At 37.4% G+C, this 15,975-nt stretch carries 22 protein-coding genes and 1 pseudogene; 9 read left to right on the top strand and 14 right to left on the bottom strand.

Annotated elements, in window-relative coordinates; translation table 11 throughout:
* Positions 1 to 81 precede the first annotated feature (81 nt).
* On the top strand, positions 82 to 1,296 hold the full coding sequence (locus F933_RS15130; RefSeq protein ID WP_005062624.1) for a multidrug effflux MFS transporter: 1,215 nt from the start codon (positions 82 to 84) through the stop codon (positions 1,294 to 1,296).
* Positions 1,297 to 1,358: 62 nt separating this feature from the next.
* Entirely contained in the window at positions 1,359 to 1,766 is a 408-nt protein-coding gene (locus F933_RS15125; protein ID WP_005062623.1) for an NUDIX hydrolase, read from the top strand.
* Between the two features lie 5 nt (positions 1,767 to 1,771).
* On the opposite strand, the gene F933_RS15120 is transcribed toward F933_RS15125, so the two are convergent.
* Positions 1,772 to 2,368 carry a DUF3885 domain-containing protein gene (locus tag F933_RS15120; protein ID WP_005062621.1) on the bottom strand — a complete coding sequence of 199 codons (597 nt, stop codon included), beginning with the start codon at positions 2,366 to 2,368 and terminating at the stop codon, positions 1,772 to 1,774.
* A gap of 161 nt (positions 2,369 to 2,529) precedes the next feature.
* Here F933_RS15120 and F933_RS17485 point away from each other — a divergent pair, with 161 nt between their 5' ends.
* The gene (locus F933_RS17485; RefSeq protein ID WP_005062620.1) at positions 2,530 to 2,661 is read left to right on the top strand and encodes a KGW motif small protein; all 132 of its coding nucleotides are present in this window, start codon (positions 2,530 to 2,532) and stop codon (positions 2,659 to 2,661) included.
* Between the two features lie 59 nt (positions 2,662 to 2,720).
* Complete coding sequence (locus F933_RS15115) at positions 2,721 to 3,035, top strand: YqfO family protein (protein ID WP_034711211.1); 315 nt, start codon at positions 2,721 to 2,723, stop codon at positions 3,033 to 3,035.
* On the opposite strand, the gene F933_RS15110 is transcribed toward F933_RS15115, so the two are convergent.
* Complete coding sequence (locus tag F933_RS15110) at positions 3,036 to 3,797, bottom strand: nitroreductase family protein (protein ID WP_005062618.1); 762 nt, start codon at positions 3,795 to 3,797, stop codon at positions 3,036 to 3,038. It abuts the gene before it with no gap.
* Positions 3,798 to 3,898: 101 nt separating this feature from the next.
* Entirely contained in the window at positions 3,899 to 4,699 is an 801-nt protein-coding gene (locus F933_RS15105; RefSeq protein ID WP_005062617.1) for an enoyl-CoA hydratase-related protein, read from the bottom strand.
* Positions 4,700 to 4,808: 109 nt separating this feature from the next.
* On the opposite strand from F933_RS15105, the gene F933_RS15100 reads away from it, so the two are divergent.
* Positions 4,809 to 5,384 carry a nicotinate-nicotinamide nucleotide adenylyltransferase gene (locus tag F933_RS15100; RefSeq protein ID WP_005062616.1) on the top strand — a complete coding sequence of 192 codons (576 nt, stop codon included), beginning with the start codon at positions 4,809 to 4,811 and terminating at the stop codon, positions 5,382 to 5,384.
* Here the strand turns inward: F933_RS15100 and F933_RS15095 are convergent.
* A complete protein-coding gene (locus F933_RS15095) occupies positions 5,381 to 6,292 on the bottom strand; it encodes a LysR family transcriptional regulator (protein ID WP_005062614.1) in 912 nt (303 codons plus the stop codon). The two genes, F933_RS15100 and F933_RS15095, sit on opposite strands and share 4 nt — an antisense overlap.
* A gap of 98 nt (positions 6,293 to 6,390) precedes the next feature.
* Here F933_RS15095 and gstA point away from each other — a divergent pair, with 98 nt between their 5' ends.
* Genes gstA through F933_RS15080 form a run of 3 tightly spaced genes read left to right on the top strand, consistent with a single transcriptional unit; the run spans position 6,391 to position 7,626 of the window.
* Entirely contained in the window at positions 6,391 to 6,993 is a 603-nt protein-coding gene (gene gstA / locus F933_RS15090) for a glutathione transferase GstA (RefSeq protein ID WP_005062613.1), read from the top strand.
* 38 nt (positions 6,994 to 7,031) lie between these two features.
* Positions 7,032 to 7,244, top strand: a complete 213-nt coding sequence (locus tag F933_RS15085) for a tautomerase family protein (protein ID WP_005062611.1) — start codon at positions 7,032 to 7,034, stop codon at positions 7,242 to 7,244.
* 1 nt (position 7,245) lies between these two features.
* Positions 7,246 to 7,626 (top strand): nuclear transport factor 2 family protein, encoded by a 381-nt coding sequence (locus tag F933_RS15080; protein ID WP_005062610.1) that lies wholly within the window; start codon positions 7,246 to 7,248, stop codon positions 7,624 to 7,626.
* Here the strand turns inward: F933_RS15080 and F933_RS15075 are convergent.
* The 8 genes and pseudogenes from F933_RS15075 to dapD all read right to left on the bottom strand — a co-directional run bounded on the left by F933_RS15075 (position 7,627) and on the right by dapD (position 12,795).
* Positions 7,627 to 7,990, bottom strand: a pseudogene (locus F933_RS15075) (glyoxalase superfamily protein).
* 12 nt (positions 7,991 to 8,002) lie between these two features.
* Entirely contained in the window at positions 8,003 to 8,578 is a 576-nt protein-coding gene (locus F933_RS15070) for a CAP domain-containing protein (RefSeq protein WP_005062608.1), read from the bottom strand.
* 116 nt (positions 8,579 to 8,694) lie between these two features.
* Positions 8,695 to 9,156, bottom strand: a complete 462-nt coding sequence (locus F933_RS15065) for a peroxiredoxin (protein ID WP_005062607.1) — start codon at positions 9,154 to 9,156, stop codon at positions 8,695 to 8,697.
* Positions 9,157 to 9,176: 20 nt separating this feature from the next.
* A complete protein-coding gene (locus F933_RS15060) occupies positions 9,177 to 9,863 on the bottom strand; it encodes a Dph6-related ATP pyrophosphatase (RefSeq protein WP_034711136.1) in 687 nt (228 codons plus the stop codon).
* 94 nt (positions 9,864 to 9,957) lie between these two features.
* Positions 9,958 to 10,374 carry a hypothetical protein gene (locus F933_RS15055; RefSeq protein ID WP_005062605.1) on the bottom strand — a complete coding sequence of 139 codons (417 nt, stop codon included), beginning with the start codon at positions 10,372 to 10,374 and terminating at the stop codon, positions 9,958 to 9,960.
* A gap of 30 nt (positions 10,375 to 10,404) precedes the next feature.
* The gene (queC, locus tag F933_RS15050) at positions 10,405 to 11,073 is read right to left on the bottom strand and encodes a 7-cyano-7-deazaguanine synthase QueC (protein ID WP_212749955.1); all 669 of its coding nucleotides are present in this window, start codon (positions 11,071 to 11,073) and stop codon (positions 10,405 to 10,407) included.
* Positions 11,074 to 11,145: 72 nt separating this feature from the next.
* Positions 11,146 to 11,856, bottom strand: coding sequence for a 7-carboxy-7-deazaguanine synthase QueE (gene queE / locus F933_RS15045; RefSeq protein WP_005062603.1), 711 nt, complete (start codon positions 11,854 to 11,856; stop codon positions 11,146 to 11,148).
* Positions 11,857 to 11,973: 117 nt separating this feature from the next.
* Positions 11,974 to 12,795: a 2,3,4,5-tetrahydropyridine-2,6-dicarboxylate N-succinyltransferase gene (dapD, locus tag F933_RS15040; protein ID WP_004805724.1), complete on the bottom strand. Its 822-nt coding sequence runs from the start codon at positions 12,793 to 12,795 to the stop codon at positions 11,974 to 11,976.
* A 292-nt stretch (positions 12,796 to 13,087) separates the two neighbouring features.
* Here dapD and carO point away from each other — a divergent pair, with 292 nt between their 5' ends.
* Positions 13,088 to 13,834: an ornithine uptake porin CarO gene (gene carO, locus F933_RS15035; protein ID WP_005054931.1), complete on the top strand. Its 747-nt coding sequence runs from the start codon at positions 13,088 to 13,090 to the stop codon at positions 13,832 to 13,834.
* An 83-nt stretch (positions 13,835 to 13,917) separates the two neighbouring features.
* Here the strand turns inward: carO and F933_RS15030 are convergent, their stop codons facing one another.
* Positions 13,918 to 14,841 (bottom strand): CysB family HTH-type transcriptional regulator, encoded by a 924-nt coding sequence (locus tag F933_RS15030; RefSeq protein ID WP_005062602.1) that lies wholly within the window; start codon positions 14,839 to 14,841, stop codon positions 13,918 to 13,920.
* Between the two features lie 53 nt (positions 14,842 to 14,894).
* Positions 14,895 to 15,965, bottom strand: coding sequence for a sulfate/molybdate ABC transporter ATP-binding protein (locus tag F933_RS15025; protein ID WP_005062600.1), 1,071 nt, complete (start codon positions 15,963 to 15,965; stop codon positions 14,895 to 14,897).
* Positions 15,966 to 15,975: the final 10 nt, after the last annotated feature.

Raw genomic sequence — 15,975 nt, 5'->3', positions numbered from 1 at the left:
TAAGCTGTACCAACCACCGCAAGGTGGTTTATTCGTTTAGGGCAGTTAAAATTCAATTCGTGGTCTTGATAGAGAAAAATAATGAAATCAAAAATCCATTTTCAAGAATTTGCTTTGTTGATGGCATTATTAATGTCGATCGTTTCTTTCTCAATTGATGCCGTATTACCAGCTTTAGGTGAGATCGGAAAAGTTTTTATTTTACAAAGTGATAATCAAGCACAATGGGTCATCATCACAATTTTTTCTGGAATGACCTTAGGTCAGCTGATTGCAGGACCATTATCGGATGCGATTGGACGTAAACGGATTTTATTTACAGGCATCCTAATCTACTTTTTAGGAAGCTTGTTGTGTTATTCCACACAAAGTTTTGAATGGTTTTTAGTTGGGCGATTTATTCAAGGAATAGGGGTTTCTGGACCTTATGTAGCCTCCATTTCCATTGTTCGGGACAAATATAGCGGTGCTCAAATGGCACGCATCATGTCTTTGATCATGATGGTATTCATGGTTGCACCTGCTGTTGCACCAAGTTTAGGGCAATTGATTATTCATTTCTTTGAATGGCGAGATATTTTTGTTTTATATATGGTTTATGCCACCATCGTTGGGTTATGGGTTGCATTACGTTTAGAAGAAACCTTAATTCCAGAAAATCGTTTACCTATGCGTGTACAAGCATTCAAAGATGGTTTTAAGGAAGTGGTGAGTAATAAAACCACCATGAGCTATCTATTGTGTGCTGGCTTTTGTTTTGGTGGGTTTATTGGTTATTTAGGAACTTCACAACAAATTTTTATGCAGCAATTTGGTAAAACAGGTGCAGAGTTTAGTGCTTATTTTGCTGTGTTAGCAGGTGTGATGGGGATTGCTTCATTTACTAACTCTAGAATCGTAATGAGGTTTGGCATGCGTCCAATTTGTATTTATGGTTTCTTAGGTTTATGTTTAATTTCTTTGATATTCCTGATTATTCAGCTTGTTGGCGTTCAGATTTCTTTTTGGATGTTTATGTTGTATGCATGCATTCTATTTTTATTGTTCGGAACATTATTTGGTAATTTAAATGCAATCGCTATGGAGCCGATGGGGCATGTCGCAGGGATGGCTTCAGCGATTATCGGGGCATCATCATCAATACTTTCTTTGATTCTCGCTTCGATCATTGGGCAACTTTATGATGCTACATTAATTCCAATGACATGTGGTTTTGTGATTTTATGTGGTTTGGCTTTTACGATGACAATATATGAGAAGCGATATGTAAAAGTTTTAGAGCGTGTAGGTGGTTAAACTTATAGACCTAAGATAAATTACTACTCAAGCTGAATTTTAGGCTTTCTTAGAGAAAAAACATGAAAAAAGTTGTCCCTGTAATTATAAGACATCCAACGCAAGGTTTGGAAATATTAGCTTTTCGGCATCCACTTGCAGGGAGCCAATTAGTTAAAGGGACAATAGAGCAAGGAGAAAAATATGATGAAGCTGCAATTCGTGAGTTATTTGAAGAAGCAGGTCTGACAGCTGAACCAAACCCTAAGTTTATAGGAAGTTTTATGCTCAAATCTAATCATCAAGATTGGCATTTCTATTTATGTGAAACGCTGGCTGAATTATCAGAGACTTGGGTACATCATTGTCATGATGGCGGTGGTTTAAATTTTGAATTCTTTTGGTTTCCGTTACATCAGAAACCTAGAGAAGATTGGCATGAAACTTTTCAAGGGGCGTTATCATTTCTGAAAAAGATTTTAATTATCTAATGGTACTAAAGCCCATCTTCTCTTGGTGAAAGCCAATCTTTATATTTATCCCTTAAAGCATTCCTTTTTGCTTCGTTAAAAATAATAAAATCAATACCTCCATCATAGGGTGCAACTATGATGTTCTGCTCAAAAGAAAGCATAAAAGCTCGAACCTCATCATCAGCGATCTTTATTAATAGCTCATTGTGTTGATTAGTTTGCCAAGTTGTTTCTGTAGAAAATGGTCTAAAAAAATAATCTTCACCTTCTTCATAAAAATCTTCAAGGTTTACTTGTTTTAGATTAATGCTTTTTTCTGCATGAAATAGGTAAGGAGGAAGCACAAATACAGGTTCATAATCTTCATCATTAGAGGGCTGACTAAAATAGTGACCTGAAACTATAAAGATAGAGGTATTTTCCCCAAAACAATCTGTAATAATTTCATTATGTCGATTTAATAACAATTCATATTCGGCAGGCGTATCCGCATACCTTTTTGATTCGGGCAGACTATGGATTCTTAACCAAGATTGTGGAAAGTAGTGCTTAAGTAGGTGAGAAATTGGGAGGTTGTTGGGATAGAATTGATCCCATTGAGATTGGAAAGAGTTGCTCATATTTTGAAATCGAAGAATTTAGTAATATATTATTAATATAATTTGGAATAATTAATTTAAGAAGTAAAAATTTAGGAAAATAGATTCATATTAATTTTTACTTTGAAAAAATGGTTCAATTTTTGCTTTCTCAATAATGATCATAAGAATCGGAGAACAACATGATGAAAAATGCAAATCACATGGGAACAATCCCTAGCAAAGATAAAGGTTGGTTTTGGTTTGGCTTAACGGTTGCTATCCAAGTTGTATTCATTGCTGTTAGTTACCTAGTGATGAATATTTCGCTTTGATATTTCATTGTTTTTAAGCTTATGATTGATGATTAGATAAAGATCAATTCATTATGAATATGCTAAAACTTATTTATTATGTGCCTGAATCACACCTTGAATCAACCAAACTTGCTATCTTTGACGCTGGTGCAGGTGGTATTGGAAATTATGAGCATTGTGCTTGGCAAGTGAAAGGAACAGGGCAGTTTAAGCCTGTTAAAGGTGCAAATCCGTTTTTAGGGCAATTAGACGAATTAGAGCAGCTTGAAGAATGGCGTGTAGAGACGATTGTGCCTGAAGAAAAAGCCAGTGTTGTGGCAAAGGCATTAAAGGCAAGCCATCCTTATGAAGAGCCTGCCTTTGAGTTTATCCAAATATTAGATATTGAATAATTATACTTTTTGAATAAATAAATCACGGTCAAAACGATATTGCGGGAAGAACACGCCATCTTTGGCACGTTCACCTGCACCAATCACCATCACAGGATACTGTTGATCATTTAATTTTAAAATTTTACGAACCGAAGGTTCATCAAAACCTTCCATCATGCAACTATCAAAACCATAAGCACGTAATGCCAATACAAGATTTTCACAGGCTAAAGCTGTGGTTTTAGTTGCCCATAATTTGGCATCGGCAGGGTTAAATGCAGTCACAGGAAGTTGTTTATCGAGAGTACGTGCTACTTTAAATGCAACTTTTTTAAAGTTACCTAATGCATTGAAATAACCTGTTTTATAGTTGTAGGGAATAAAACGGTAATACTTTTGAACTGCTGGTGGCGCTTCGGGAAATGGAAACTCAGTGATATTTAGTTTTGCCATTTCATCAACACGATCTGTTCTAGCGACACATACGATCAATTCTGATGCAGTTTTAGCAGCAAGTTGTCCTAAACACGCTTTAACCAGTTGTTTTTTCTTGCTTGGATTTTGCACCACATAGAATGTCCAAGGCTGTAAGTTTGATGAGTTTGGTGCAAGTAATGCTAAATCTAAACAATCATCTAAAACTTCAGCTGGAATCGGTTTATCCGTGAACTTACGTACTGAACGACGGCTTTCAATGACTTTACGGAAATTGGCAACATCAATATCTTGAGGGGCAGGTTCGAAATAGCGTTTTTTTTCGGTTTGATTTTGTTCAGACATGAGAATAAATGTTCCTATAAGTTTGTTGTTAATATTGGGACGTTAAATAAAAAAACCATCCAGTGTTGACTAAGTGGTTTATAGAAAAATAGTGCAATGTATTAATTGAACTGTGAGAAGTCAGGCTTACGTTTTTGCATAAATGCTTGTACAGCTTCCATCATTTCAGGTGAACGTACACGCTGCATAAAGATCTCAGCTTCTTCATCGACACATGCAATAATTTCAGCTAAATCTTGTTTCATCAATGCTTTACTTTGTTTTAGAGATGCTAAAGGTAATGCTGCTAAATGTTGAGCTGTTTTTTGAGCTGTTGCATAAACATCTTCAACTACATCATTTACGAGATTTGCTTTCACAGCTGTTGCAGCATCAAATTTCTTCGCTGTGAATAATAATTCAGCCGCTTTTTGATAACCTGCTTGCTTCACTAATAAACGACTCGCAGCCCCTTCTGGAGAAAGACCTAAGCTTACGAATGGAATTTGGAATAGGGCAGTATTGTCTGCAAATACGATATCAGCATGTAATAGGATTGTTACACCAATACCAATCGCTACGCCTTTCACCCCAATAATCAGTGGCTTAGAAAAACGAGCCGCAGCTTTTAATAATACAAATGGAGGTTGATCGCCTGCTTTGCCTTCATATGGCTTTTGCATAAAGCCCATGAAGTCTTTCATATCATTACCCGCAGTAAAATCTTGTTCTGCACCACGAAAAATCACAACACGTACATCTTTATTTGTATCAGCTTCATCTAATGCTTTTGCAATCCAAAGATAAAGTTCACCGTAGAGTGCATTTTTGGCTTCTGAACGGTTAATGGCTAAGGTGAGTACGCCATCTTCTAAATTTGCTTGCAAATGTTGATGAGGTTGTTGAATACAGCTAAGTGTCATCGTACTATCCTTGCTTTAATCCAGATTGATTTTTAAAGTGCTCTCATTATGTCGCATATTTGCGTTACATAGTGCAACTGATGAGTTCACAAAAAGTGAAATTACGCCTATGTACACATTTGACTATCTTGTTTTTATTGGACGCTTTCAGCCTTTTCATTTGGCACATCTACAAACCATTGAAATTGCGTTACAGCAAAGTCAGAACGTGGTATTGGCATTAGGTTCAGCACAATCAGAACGGAATATCAAAAATCCATTTTTAGCCCATGAACGTGAGCAAATGATTCTGTCTAATTTTTCAGAAGATGATCAGAAACGGATTCATTTCGTGCATGTAGTTGATGTATATAACGATGAAAAATGGGTCAAACAAGTCAAAACCTTGGTTAATCAAGTGGTTCAGCCAAATGCAAAAGTAGGTTTGATTGGTCACTTTAAAGATGAATCTTCGTATTATTTAGCTTTATTTCCTGAATGGGAAATGGTTGAGTTGGATAGTTTAAAGGATTCAATTTCGGCCACGCCTATGCGAGAAGCTTATTATCGAGGTGAGATTCAAACCGAATTTTTCCCTAAAGGCACGATTAAATTTCTGACTGAATTTAAAAATACAAAAGTCTATGCGGAATTGCAGCGTAAATATCTTGAGGGTGATAAAAGTAATTTGGATGAATGTTTTTAAGATTTTAGTTCTTTAAGTAGAAAATCGATGAAAACACGAATATGGAAAGATTCGTGTTTTTTTGATGGATAAACTAAAGAAAATGGGCGTGAAGTGCCTGAAAATTCGGTAAGCACTTCAATCAAATCTCCATTCTTAAGCTCATTTTCTACAATAAAACGATAGGTTTGTAATAAACCAGCGCTATGTTTTGCCAGTGTAACCGTGCCTAAAATATCGTCTAGACAACGAATATTTCCCGCACTTTGATATTCAATTATTTGTTGATTCGTGGTAAATAGCCACGGAACATTTTTCCCCGTGCTAGGGAGAACAAATTGAATGCATTGATGATGCTGTAAATCTTCAAGGCTTTGCGGTGTACCGAATTGTTTTAAATACTCAGGCGACGCCACTACAATCAGTTCAGCCTGTTCTAGTTGCCGTGCAATCAAATTTGAATCAGCAAAATGTCGTCCACGAATCGCCAGATCATATCCTTCTGCTATAAAGTCCACATTTTTATTGGTGAGTTGAACATCTACTTTGATGCTTGGATATTGCTGTGAAAACTTTGCCAATAACGGGAGGATGCGATAGTGTCCATATGGTGTTGGAACACTAATACGAATTAAACCAAAGGGTTGCTGTGTTTGATTTTTGAGTTGCTGTTCTGCTTCTAAAATTTGATTCAGCGCTTGCTTACATTCATCAAAATAGATTTTCCCTTGCGCGGTTAAACGGACTTGTCGAGTCGTTCTTACAAACAGTGGGGTCGCTAAATGCTTCTCTAATCGAGCAATGGAGCGACTGACCGCTGCTGGACTCACACCTGCATGTAAGGCTGCCTTAGAAAAGCTTTCATATTCTGCTACTAAGCAAAACAATTCGACGCTACTAAACATCATCCGTTTTAGAGGGTGATTCATTCATTACACCATGTAAAAAATGATTTGAGTTGTAAGCTATTTAAGCACATAAAAGTAAACAATAAGATGATTCCCATACCTTGTATGGAGTTATTTTTATGAAATTGTTCTATTCACCAAATGCCTGTTCTTTAGCCCCACATATCGTTTTAAGAGAGCTTGGGCTTCCATTTGATTTAATCAAAGTCGATTTGCAACAGCATTTAACTCAACTGGGTGAGGACTTTTATAGACTCAATAAAAAAGGACAAGTACCTGTATTACAGCTTGAAGATGGTTCTTTTTTAACGGAAGGTGCTGTGATTAGTCAGTTTCTTGTTGATCAATTCGAACGTAAGGATTTATTACCTGAAATAAATACCCCAGAGCGTTATCAAACACTTTCTTGGATGAATTTTATTGCTTCAGAAATTCATAAAGCATATTCACCATTTTTCCATGAATCCTATGGCGAAGAATCTAAAACTATCTTTAGTACGATTTTAAATAAACACTATGCATGGGTTGATCAACAGTTAGACGGGCAAAACTATTTAACGGGAAGTAATTTTACCATTGCTGATATTTATCTGTTTGTGGTGACACGCTGGGCTGACTTTATTGGATTTGATCTTGAGCATTTTATTCATTTAACAGCTTTTATGCAGCGAATTGCTCGTCGTCAAACGGTTCAAGACGCAATAGCAGCCGAAGCATCTTAGTATTCTTACCATCTATAAAATTATAAAAGGAGATCCACATGCCTTATATTTTAATTCAAATTACTAAAGAAAATGTCACTACTGCACAGAAACAACAGTTGATTCAAGAGGCTACAGATTTAGTGGTTCGGGTGCTTCATAAAGATCCAGCTACAACATTTGTGGTCATTGATGAAGTTGATACAGATAACTGGGGTGTGGCAGGCGAATCAGTTTCGACCATACGCAATAGACAAAGAATAGGTAAATAAGATGGAAAATAATTCGATAACTAAGATTCAACTGCAGCTCGAAAAATACTTTGATGGTTTGTACTTTTGTGATGTGAATAAATTGCAGGACGTATTTCATTCCGATGCAACTTATATCAACGCTACGGATGATCCGATGCTTAAGTTAGATATGGATAGTTATTTCTCTATTGTTGAAAAGCGTATTTCACCCGCATCTCAAAACCAATTAAGACAAGATAAGGTTATTGCGATCAATTTGATTCATGATCAGTTAGCGATGGTACATGTTGAATGTGTGATTGAACCTAAATATTTTTATGATGCACTGACATTGGTACAAAAGCAGGGTAAGTGGAAAATTATTTCTAAAGTCTTTCATTATCAACTTTTAGCGGATTAATTAAGCATCTTCCCAAAAGATAATTCGATTGGAAAAGGGATCAGTTACACTTAGTTCTAAAGTTTCCCAATCTGTTTTTTTCAACTTGAGGTTTAGCGAACTTATAATCCTTAACCTCAAGTTCATTTTTTAACAAACTCAGATTTTCCCAGTAAATACGAATTGCGCTATGTGGACTCGCATCACCAAAATGTTCAGATAAATGAAGAATACAATCATCTTTGGAAATTTGTAGATAAACAGGGAAGTTATCCCCAAATATATGTTGCCAGTCGATTTGAAAACCTAAGTAATCTAGATAAAATGATCGTGCGAGTTCAATATCAAAGATACGAAAAATAGGGATGATTGAACCATTTTGCATGTTTATTCCTTATTAACGAACACCAAACTGTTGAGTCCAGTAACTCTTTTGTTTGGCGGTTTGATCTAATGAACAGGCGACCGCATAATCTGTAAATTTGGGATGCATTAAATTACTACAATGCACAGGGCTAGCAAGCCAGACCGCCATGACTTCATTTAAATTTTTTTGTCCTCGTGCGACATTCTCACCACCACCTTTACCTTTGAAACCGTATTGTTTTAATCGGATCTTTAAATCTAATCCTGTTGTGCTGATATGCCCGAGAAAAGCATGGCTTGCCATATCTTTAGTATGAGCAACAGCACTGTGATATAAGTTCTGATTCCATTTTAATGGCGCAACAGCAGCAAAATATTGTTTGCCACATTGCCGTCCTTGTTGCCGAATCTCATTAATCGTATTCATAATCATTTGTTGATAAGCAGGATTTTGTATATCTTGGCAACGGATTTCTGTTGTTGCAATTTGAATCTGTGTTACAGAGACTAAGTTTTCTTCTGCCGTTGCGGTTTGTGGTGCATTAGTATTACAAGCAGAGAGTATAAAAAATAAAGGAAACAAATAGAGTGGTCTGCGATAATTCATTTTTAATGTCTTTAATTATTTTAATCTTTTCATCATACGCTAAGGTCCAAGCAGTGAGCAATTTTCCCATAACAAAAAAGCGAGTATGAAACTCGCTTTTTTGTTACCCAACATATTTATGCGGTTTGTAAGGTTTTTAGGTCTTCGAGTACTTGTTCAGCATGCCCAGCTGCTTTAACTTTGCGATAGCTTTTCACTAATTGTTTGTTGTGAAAAATAAAGGTTGAACGTTCAATACCCATGACTTGTTTGCCATACATATTTTTCTCTTTAATAACATCAAAGTGTTTGCATAAGACTTCTTCTTTATCACTAATTAAATCAATGCTAAGCGACTGTTTCTCAGTGAAGTTTTGATGTGCTTTAACTGAATCTCGTGATACACCAATAATTTGACAATTTAAGGCATCAAACTGATCTTTTAAGCAAGAAAATCCAACAGCTTGAGTCGTACAACCAGGTGTTGAGTCTTTAGGATAGAAGTATAAAACTAACCATTCACTTTGGAGTTCGGTTAAGTTTATTTCACCTTGAGTCGTTGAGAAAATTTGATTCGGTAATTGAATATTTTCTGACATTTTTCATCCTTCAATAAACGTTATCGTTGCTCTAATTCAAGTGGTAAAAATGCGTATTCTTCATGATAAACAATTTCACCCCGACTTACAGGAATAGCTTTGTTAAAAATGGGACCATTAATCACTGTGGTGTGAAATTCACCACCTTCGCCACATGGATCAATGCCACGATTTTCTAACTCTTGGATGTACTCCAGAGTTAGGATTTTGCCTAAATCTTCGATTTTCATACCGAGTTTAAGATTGACGGTCACGATAACACTGCGAAAACCAAGATTGATGAACTCTTCTACCACTTCTTTATGTGGGCGCAACCACAGTGGCATGCCCAATTTTAGTCCCACTTGCTGAGTCACCTGATCATGCCAGCAGCCATGTTCAGGCATGTCTAAATCACCAGTGACCAGTACTTCAGCACCTTGTTGTTTTGCTTGATTGAGCAGTGCAATAAACTTACTTTCATAATCAGCCCAACTCGATGATGTCATATAAACAGGTAAACCAATCGCATCAGCTTGAGCACGGATAATATCCAGTGGCATTGCGTGTGAGCGTGAGCGTTGACCTTGTTCTTCTAGCATTACAATCAGTCCAATCACAGTACCTGTTTGCATGGCGTGATATAAGGCGAGGGAACTATCTTTGCCACCACTAAAAGATACGATTGATTTCCGTTGTTCGGCATTAGTTTTCCATTGATCTTGCATGGTGTTATTCAATTGATTCAAAGTAAAAGAGATTTTAGCAAACCCCAATAAAAAAGCCCGCATAAATGCAGGCTTTGTTTTCAGCAATACAAGCTTACTTTTTAGGAGCTTGTTGTTGAGCAGCTTTCATTGCTTCTTCAGTTAGTTTTTCTAACTTAGATACTAATGGAGCACCTAGACATGCTTGTAAGTCTTTATTTTGCTGTTGAACAAAACCTAAAGAACTTGGACTTTTCTTCGCGTTGATTGCGCTTTGAATTTCCCATTTCTGAGCTTCAGTCACTTTACCTTGCGCATCAATTTGACAACCACAGAACTTGCTTACTTCAGCCGCTGTAAGTTTTCCGCCTTTAGCTGTTTGATCTTTACAAACATTGACTAATGCAGATTTCACATTGGTACTTTTATATGCAGCTTGCAATGGGTTATCAGCTGCATGCGTTGCCGTTGCGAATAAAGCAGCAGCTGACATCATTGTAGAAAGAATAAGATTTGATTTAGAAAACTTCATATAATGTACCTAATTTTTACCCTATATCGGTTATTCAGCGTAGCGCGTAGGATCCGCAATACCTGCTTCGATAAAACCTTGTTGACGTAAACGACAACTGTCGCACTTACCACATGCACGTCCTTGAGCATCTGCCTGATAGCAGGATACCGTTTGACTATAGTCTACGCCATGTTCGATACCTAAGCGTATAATATTCGCTTTGGATAAATGTAACAAAGGTGTTTCAATTTTAAGGGGTTTTCCTTCAACGCCCGCTTTCGTTGCTAAACGCGCGAGATTGGCAAAAGCGTCAATAAATTCAGGACGACAATCTGGATATCCTGAATAATCAACAGCATTGATACCAATTACGATGGCTTTTGCGTCAAAAACTTCTGCTGCTGCAAGGGCATAAGATAAGAAAATAGTGTTACGTGCTGGAACATAAGTTACAGGAATGCCTTCTTGTAATTGTTCTGGAACATCAATGTTATGATCTGTAAGCGCAGAACCGCCTAAATTACCTAAATCAATGTTAATGACACGATGTTCAACACCCGCACGTTGTGCTAATGCTCTAGCAGCATCAAGTTCTGTGGTCGAACGTTGACCATACATAAAACTTAAAGCGATACATTCATAATTTGCCTGTGCCCAAGCAAGACACGTTGTTGAGTCTAAGCCGCCAGACAATAATACGATGGCACGAGAACGCATATTATTTTCCATTATTCAACCTAAAATAAATTTGATGAAAGCAATGATTGATTAAAATTGCTTTAGGAACTTTTAACGACCAGATTCGTCATTCCATAACAACTTATGTAACTGCAATTGGAATCGAACAGGGAGATGGTCTTCTAAAATCCACTGGGCTAAGTCACATGCAAATGCTGGGAGAGCAACTGCACCTTTTTCAACAGCAAAAGCAGGAGAGAACCAAACGGTACTGACTTTGTCTTGCAACTGCAATTTTTCAAGTTGCAGTTTTGACCATTCATAGTCAGCACGATTACAAATCACAAATTTAATCTGATCGTGTTGAGTTAAATAGTCGATATTGGTAAATAAATTACGATGATCTTCATTAGAAGTTGGCGTTTTTAAATCAAGAACTTTAGAAACACGCGGATCAACTTTAGATACATCTAATGCGCCGCTTGTTTCTAGAGAAACTTCAAAACCAAGATCACACAAACGCTGTAACAAGATCAAGCAATTGGGTTGAGCAAGTGGTTCGCCGCCAGTAACACAAATATAAGGTGTTTTATGTTGGCTAGCAGTTTCAATAATCTGTTCAAGTGACTGACGTTCGCCACCTTCAAACGAATAAGTGGTATCGCAATAACTGCAACGTAATGGACAGCCTGTTAAACGAATAAAAACCGTTGGTAAGCCAAAAGTATTCGCTTCGCCTTGCAAAGAATAAAAGATCTCTGTAATGCGTAAACCAGCCGCAGGATCTGAGACAGGAATTGCAGAAGAACGTAAGGAAGCCATAAGCAGTTACCACAAACAGATGCTAAACAAGTAGCATGTTACATAAAAACAAAATCTCTACGACCATGACTGATCGTAGAGATGGGGAACAGGCAGTTCCGCAATAAATATTACAAATTAGTCTGCGCGTAATAAATCGTTCAAGCTGGTTTTCGCGCGAGTTTTCGCATCCACTTTTTTCACGATGATTGCAGCATAAAGACTATAAGTACCACATTTTGATGGAAGGCTACCCGCAACAACTACAGAACCTGCTGGAACACGTCCGTAATGTACTTCACCAGTTTCACGATCAAAGATTTTGGTTGATTGACCAATGAAAACGCCCATTGAAATTACAGAACCTTCTTCTACGATCACACCTTCAACGATTTCAGAACGTGCACCGATGAAGCAGTTATCTTCAATAATTGTTGGGTTAGCTTGTAATGGCTCTAATACACCACCGATGCCTACACCACCTGACAAGTGAACATTTTTACCGATTTGTGCACATGAACCAACAGTTGCCCATGTATCAACCATTGTACCTTCATCAACATAAGCACCAATGTTGACATAAGAAGGCATCAAGATCACATTTTTCGCTTGAAAACTACCACGGCGAGCAACAGCAGGCGGTACAACACGAACACCAGCAGCTTTAAACTGTTCTTCAGTCCAGCCAGCGTATTTAGTATCTACTTTGTCATAGAAACGAAGATCACAAGCTTCGATTGGCTTGTTATCATTCAGTTTAAATGAAAGTAAAACTGCTTTTTTTAACCATTGATGAACAACCCATTCACCATCGATTTTTTCAGCAACACGAAGTGTACCGTTATCTAAAGCTGTTAATGCTTCTTCTACAGCTTGACGGATTTCTGTTGGGCAGTCCGTTGCGCTATAGTTTGCACGGTCTTCGAATGCTTGCTCAATGATTGTAGAAAGCTGAGACATGATCTTCCTTCTTCCAAAAAAATTTTAAAGATTTTACACTAAATTGCTTCAATAAGCTTTGAAAAAAGTCGTTACAATATTTTGTTTTATTTATAAGCAATAAAAATGTAACAAAATCGGAGATTATTGTTTTTTATCTATAATTTCAAAATATACAATTACTTTAAATTTGTATCAAAAAATAACAAAAAGTAATCATTTTCTGTATAAAAAGTTGGCGATCAATCTTTTATTATGCAATCACAGAAACAATATTAAATTTTTAATAAGAGTATTTTTTGAGGAGACTTACATGAAAGCTTTGCGCGTTATGTTGGCAGCTGGTGCATTAACAGCAATTGCAGGTACTGCTTTTGCAGCAGATGAGCAAGTTGTTAAAGAATCAGTTTATGCATTCCCATCTTACTTAGACCCAGTGTCAGTTCGTGCTGAAGTAGGTACAACAGGTTATGGTGGTGCTATCACATATAATGCTAACCCATATGTTGGTGTAACATTAGGTTATAACGGTGGCGACATTTCTTGGTCTGACGACATTAAAGTAAATGGCTCAACATATGATGTAGATATGGATAACAAGACTGCATATTTAAATGCTGAAGTTCGTCCATGGGGAACAAGCGAGAGCGTATTCGCTAAATCACTCTATGTTGCAGCGGGTGTTGCATATTTAGATAATGACTACGATTTAACTCGTAATGTTGATGCAACACGTGCTTTCCGTGTAAATAACCAAGACTTCTTAGCGAATGCTGGTGGCGTGAAAATCGATGGTAAAATGGAGTATAAAAACGACATCGCACCATACTTAGGTTTCGGTTTTGCACCAAAAGTTTATAAAAACATCGGTGTTTTCGGTGAAGTAGGTGCTTATTACACAGGTAATCCTAAAGTTACTTTAACATCTACAGGTACAGCAACAACTGCGGGTAGCCAGTCTTTGACTGAGGCTGTGAATGCAGAAGCAAATAAAATTGCTAATGATGACAAATACCAGTGGTTACCAGTTGGTAAAGTGGGTGTAAGCTTTAGCTTCTAAATCACGAATAAAAAAACGAGCTTTAAAGCTCGTTTTTTTATGTTCGCATAATAATAAAAAATGGCTCTCATTGAGCCATTTTTTTATTCTTCAGGATAGGCAACTTTTTTAAGTTCTTTAATATTTGTTTGGGGTGAGCATAAAGAGATAAATTCGTAGCCATAACCACGAAGTAAATGTCCTTTTCGAACTGCAATCCAAGTTGTATTGACGCCAAAAATCTCTGTTTTAAGTTGTTCTAGGCGATAGTCTTTGTCATTGTCATACGCAACATCATTGACAATACCAACGCCCATATTCAGTTCAACATAGGTTTTAATGACATCGGCATCAAGCGCTGACATCACGATATCTGCATGTAAATGTGCATCGTCGAATGCTTTGTCGATTTTTGAACGCCCTGTGAAACCACCATGGTAAGTGATCAGCGGATATTCAGCTAAAACCTCTAAGCTCAAGGTATCTAATTTGGTTAAGGGGTGGTCTTTCGGCGTAATAATACTGTGATGCCACTCATAATAAGGCACACTAGCTAAATTTTCCTCAGTCGTTAAAGATTCAGTCGCAATACCGATATCAGCTTCGCCTTGAAGTAACATTTCAGCGATTTCAACAGGACTTGCCTGTTGTAGAACTAAATGTACTTTTGGAAATAATTTTTTAAATTGATTTACGATTGGTGGCAACACATAACGAGCTTGAGTATGTGTAGTTGCAATCGTTAATGTACCTTCATCAACTTTATTAAAATCATCGGCTAGACGTTTAATATTATCGGCATCGACCAACATCCGCTCAACAATGCTGAGTAGTGATTGCCCTGGTTCAGTCAATCCTAATAAGCGCTTACCTTTACGCACAAACAGTTGTACACCTAATTCATCTTCTAAATCTTTAATGTGTTTACTGACACCAGATTGGGAGGTATAAAGTGCCGCAGAAGCTTCAGTTAAGTTAAAGTTTTGACGAACAGTTTCTCGAATAATTCTGAGTTGTTGAAAGTTCATAAAGTTTTTCCTCATAAGAGGATGGGGCATATTCTTACCCCATCAGTATTATTTTAAGCAACTTGCGTCGATTGATCTGCAAATAAATGAAGTTGAGCAGCACTAATCCAAACTGTTTGATTTGGTTTGAATTGATGTAAATTTGCTTCTTCTACATTTAATAAAATTTCAATAGTACGTCCACTACGATCTTGTAATTCAGCCACGACCCGCCCAGCGATCCACACTTCACGTAAGAAGGTTGCCTCAATCGTATTCGGTTGAGGTTGGGGATGAATATGTAATTCATTTGGTCGTGCAAATGCAATCACTTTACCTTGTGGTGCATCTAAACTTGTTGGTAATTGGATACGATCATCGCCGATTCGGATGATACCGCCAGTATGCTCACCTTCAAAACGATTTGCTTGACCAAGGAAATCAAAAACAAATGGAGTAGCAGGTTTTTCATACACTTCACGCGGTGAGCCGATTTGTTCGACATCACCTTTGTTCATCACAATGATCTGATCTGCAACTTCTAGCGCTTCTTCTTGGTCATGGGTGACAAAGATTGAAGTAATATGCAGTTCATCATGTAAGGTACGTAGCCAGCGGCGTAATTCTTTACGAACTTTAGCATCAAGTGCACCAAATGGTTCATCAAGTAACAAAACGCGTGGTTCAACTGCGAGTGCACGAGCCAATGCAATACGTTGACGCTGACCTCCTGAAAGCTGAGCAGGGTAGCGGTCTGCTAAGAAACCAAGTTGTACCAAATCTAGTAAACGAGTGACCCGTTTTTTGATTTCAGCTTCGGATGGACGTGTTGCACGTGGGCGAACACGTAAACCAAAGGCGATATTGTCAAAAACAGTCATGTGACAAAACAAAGCGTAGTGTTGAAATACAAACCCAACTTGACGTTCACGTACATGGATGTCAGTTGCATCTTCACCTTCGAGTAGAACCTGACCACCATCCGCAGATTCTAAGCCCGCAATAATGCGTAACAACGTTGTTTTTCCGCAACCAGAAGGACCAAGCAGAGCAACCAATTCACCTTCAGGAAAATCTAAAGAGATATTTTTGAGTGCATGGAATGCACCAAAGTGTTTTTCAATATTTTTAACTTGAATACTCATGTGTTCATTC

It is taken from the genome of Acinetobacter beijerinckii CIP 110307 (assembly GCF_000369005.1).
GTDB lineage: Bacteria > Pseudomonadota > Gammaproteobacteria > Pseudomonadales > Moraxellaceae > Acinetobacter > Acinetobacter beijerinckii.
Note: the sequence above shows the minus strand (reverse complement) of the source record. Positions and strands in the feature narration are given on the sequence as shown.